This is a genomic window from Mesorhizobium silamurunense, assembly GCF_014843825.1.
GTDB lineage: Bacteria > Pseudomonadota > Alphaproteobacteria > Rhizobiales > Rhizobiaceae > Mesorhizobium > Mesorhizobium silamurunense.
Map to the genome: position 1 here is coordinate 1 of NZ_JHQR01000093.1, position 2,900 is coordinate 2,900.

The 2,900-nt window shown below is 64.6% G+C and carries 3 protein-coding genes and 1 pseudogene; 1 reads left to right on the forward strand and 3 read right to left on the reverse strand.

What is annotated here, in order from left to right; genetic code table 11:
* Positions 1 to 290: pseudogene (locus DH10_RS11200) on the forward strand (hypothetical protein); the annotation flags it as partial.
* Positions 291 to 298: 8 nt separating this feature from the next.
* Here DH10_RS11200 and DH10_RS11205 read toward each other — a convergent pair.
* The 3 genes from DH10_RS11205 to DH10_RS11215 are packed head-to-tail and all read right to left on the reverse strand — an operon-like array spanning position 299 to position 2,448.
* Complete coding sequence (locus DH10_RS11205; RefSeq protein ID WP_192247034.1) at positions 299 to 742, reverse strand: GtrA family protein; 444 nt, start codon at positions 740 to 742, stop codon at positions 299 to 301.
* The gene (locus DH10_RS11210; RefSeq protein WP_192247032.1) at positions 720 to 1,412 is read right to left on the reverse strand and encodes a class I SAM-dependent methyltransferase; all 693 of its coding nucleotides are present in this window, start codon (positions 1,410 to 1,412) and stop codon (positions 720 to 722) included. Before DH10_RS11210 ends, DH10_RS11205 begins: the two co-directional genes overlap by 23 nt.
* Entirely contained in the window at positions 1,387 to 2,448 is a 1,062-nt protein-coding gene (locus DH10_RS11215; RefSeq protein WP_192247030.1) for a glycosyltransferase family 2 protein, read from the reverse strand. Before DH10_RS11215 ends, DH10_RS11210 begins: the two co-directional genes overlap by 26 nt.
* Between the last annotated feature and the right edge of the window lie 452 nt (positions 2,449 to 2,900).

Genomic DNA, 2,900 nt, shown 5'->3' on the forward strand with positions numbered 1-2,900 from the left:
CGCCTCGCGACGGGCTTCGGGCGACGCTCGAACTCGCCGCCGTCATTCGCCCGTCGCGGACCTCGCAAAGGATCGTCATTTCGGCGAATGGCACCGAGGTGCATCGGGCGATCTTGTCGGGCGCCGCGCCCACGACGGTGTCCTTCGTCATTCCGCACACCGTGCTGGCCGGCAGGGCGACGCTGGACATGGCCTTTGACTATCCCGACGGCGTCCCGCAAAGCGCCGATGCGAGCAACATCTACAACCGCGCCATCAAACTGAGGTCTTTCCGGCTGGATGCGCTTTGAAGACTCGCTCAGGCGGGCCCGTCGTCCTGCCGGCGCCGCTCGGCAAAGACCCAGCGGTCGAGCATGAGAAGATTGAGCGCCGGGATGGCCAGGCAGGTGAGGAGAACCGGAACGACGAGGGGTAGGCCGAACGTCACCGTCAGCAGCCACGGCGCCGCATAGGCCACGGCGAGGCCGGCGAGCGTCAGCAGCACGAAACGCGGCCCCTGCGAGCGGTGCGACCCGGCGGACATGAAGGTGAAGGATCTGTGCGCCAGATAGGAAAACACGGCGGCTGCCGCGTAAGCCGCGAGCGAGGCCTCCACTGGCGCGAGGCCGAGCCAGTCCGATCCGGCAAAGACTGTGGTCAGGACGGCATAGAGGATTGTGGCGACAAGGCCCACCGAAGCGAAGCGCGCCAGGAGTTTCAGACCGGCCACAACACGATGCTCAGGCACGCGCGACACAGGCATATTGCGCTCCGAGCGGCAGCCCGGCTAGCGCGCGCTCCAGCTTGCCGGCAAGCGGCCTCGCCGACGGCAGGAGCAGGAAATGCTCGCAGCGGACATCGCGGAAGTCCGCCTGCCCAAGCAGCGATGCCGCCTTGCGGGCGCTGAGCAGGACGGCGTCCTTGTCGAAAGGACACCTCAGCACCGCCATGCGCGTCAGCGGGTTATAGGGATTGTGCTCGATGATGCAGGCAAGCCCGCCTCGCCGCACGACGCGCCGCATCTCGCGGAAGAAATCCAGCCACGACGCAGGCGGCACGTGGTGAACAACGCAGCTGGCGAACGCCAGGTCAAACATGCCATCCGCGTAAGGCAGGCGCGAGGTGGTGCACGTACTGTAGGCGACACTCGGGTTCTCCCTGCTGGCGCGCGAGAGCGACTCCTCCGACACGTCGCAGCCGTCGAGGCGATCGAAGACATCGGTGAGATGGGGATGAAGCGAGCCCACGCCGCAGCCGACGTCGAGCGCGCGCACGCCTGCATTGCCCCGCCGAAGGTCCTGCTCGACGATCAGGCGGCGCAGAAGCTCTGCCTTGGCATGCAGGAAGAAATCATGCCGAAGCCCGGAGAACCGGATCGACCCCTCGACCGCCTCGCCGTAGCTGGACCTATAACTGTCGAAGAGCTCGGACATCCGCCTTGACCCCGTTCCCGGACTTACGAAACGATGCGTGCTTGTCGCGGGACGCGACGCGCGTCGGTCGGTCGAAGCCGCTCAGCCTTTCGACGACATAGAGCGGGCGCCGTTTCACCTCCGCATGGATGCTGCCGACATAAAGCCCGATCACGCCGGTCATGAAGAGATTGATGCCAATGAGCAGCGACACGATCACCACCGTGGATGTCCAGCCGGCAATCACGCCGGTCTCGAGGACCCAGGCCAGGATGGCGTAGGCGCCGAACATCAGGGCGAGAGCGGAAATCGCCAATCCGGTCAACAGCGCCAGTTGCAGAGGCCGCTCTGAAAAGCTGATGATGCCGTGGATCGCAAGCCGCATCATCTTCCAGAACGGATATTTGGTTTCGCCAAGTGTCCGCGCCGGGCGCTCGAACGGCACCGCCGCCTGGCTGAAGCCCATCCAGCCGAACATGCCCCTGACGAAGCGGTCATGCTCGGGCATGCGCTTGAATGTGTCCAGCGCCTTGCGGCCGACGAGGCGGAAGTCGCCGACATCGCGCGGGATGTCGACAGGGGTCATCTTCTCCAGCAGGCGGTAGAAGAGGCTGGCGGTGAAGCGCTTGAACCAGGTTTCGCCCTCGCGCCTGACGCGCCTTGCGTAGACGATCTCGAAACCCTCCTTCCACTTCGCCACCAGGTCGTGAACGACTTCGGGCGGGTCCTGCAGGTCGGCATCCATGACGATGACGGCTTCGCCGGCGGCCGCTTCCATGCCGGCGGTGATGGCGATCTGGTGTCCGAAGTTGCGTGAGAGCTCGATCAGGCGGAAGCTTGGTTCGGCGGCGACCATGCGGCGCAGGTACCGCACGCTTCGATCGCTGCTGCCGTCGTCGACGAAGATGACCTCGGTCTCTCCGTCCAGTTGTGCGACCAGCGCGCTGATCCGCTCGAGCAGCCGGGGCAACACCTCTTCCTCATTGTAGATCGGCAGCACCAATGAGTAGCGTGGGGACGGTGCCCGCGTTCGGATGCGCTGGACAGCTTCTTGCATTCGGTTGCAATGGAACACCAGCCAGAAGGTTCCATAAGCAAGCGCTAATTGTGGAAGAGGCGCGGTCGCTCGATTGGCCGGGCCGGGCGGTCCAGCCGCATGGACGCGTTGTCGCCGTCGATCATTTCGGCCAGTGGGCGCCGGCAGTCTTGCTAAGCTCGCCAACCACCTGATTGTCGCCAGCAGCATCTGCGCCGTCGCGGACGCGCTGCTTGTCAAAGGCTACGCGATGCCGAGAAGATGTCCGATTGTCTATTATGGGGCCTTGCTCAGCTAACCCTTCGATCAGGCCCACTCGGTTGTAGCTATTCGATCGGCGTCGAGTCGCCACACTGAATGACCCGCTTCAGTGGTGCAACACAGCCCGCGATGCGCTGGACTCGTCGGCCGCTTTCCAACCCAGCCATCACGTAAACGGACAGGCCGCTTTCGCGAAGAGTTTCGGGCGCCGG

What these genes read in the sequence shown, in the direction of transcription:
- DH10_RS11210 (WP_192247032.1), bottom strand. Translation starts at nt 1,412, where the DNA reads ATGTCCGAGCTCTTCGACAGTTATAGGTCCAGCTACGGCGAGGCGGTC.
- DH10_RS11205 (WP_192247034.1), bottom strand. Translation starts at nt 742, where the DNA reads ATGCCTGTGTCGCGCGTGCCTGAGCATCGTGTTGTGGCCGGTCTGAAA.
- DH10_RS11215 (WP_192247030.1), bottom strand. Translation starts at nt 2,448, where the DNA reads ATGCAAGAAGCTGTCCAGCGCATCCGAACGCGGGCACCGTCCCCACGC.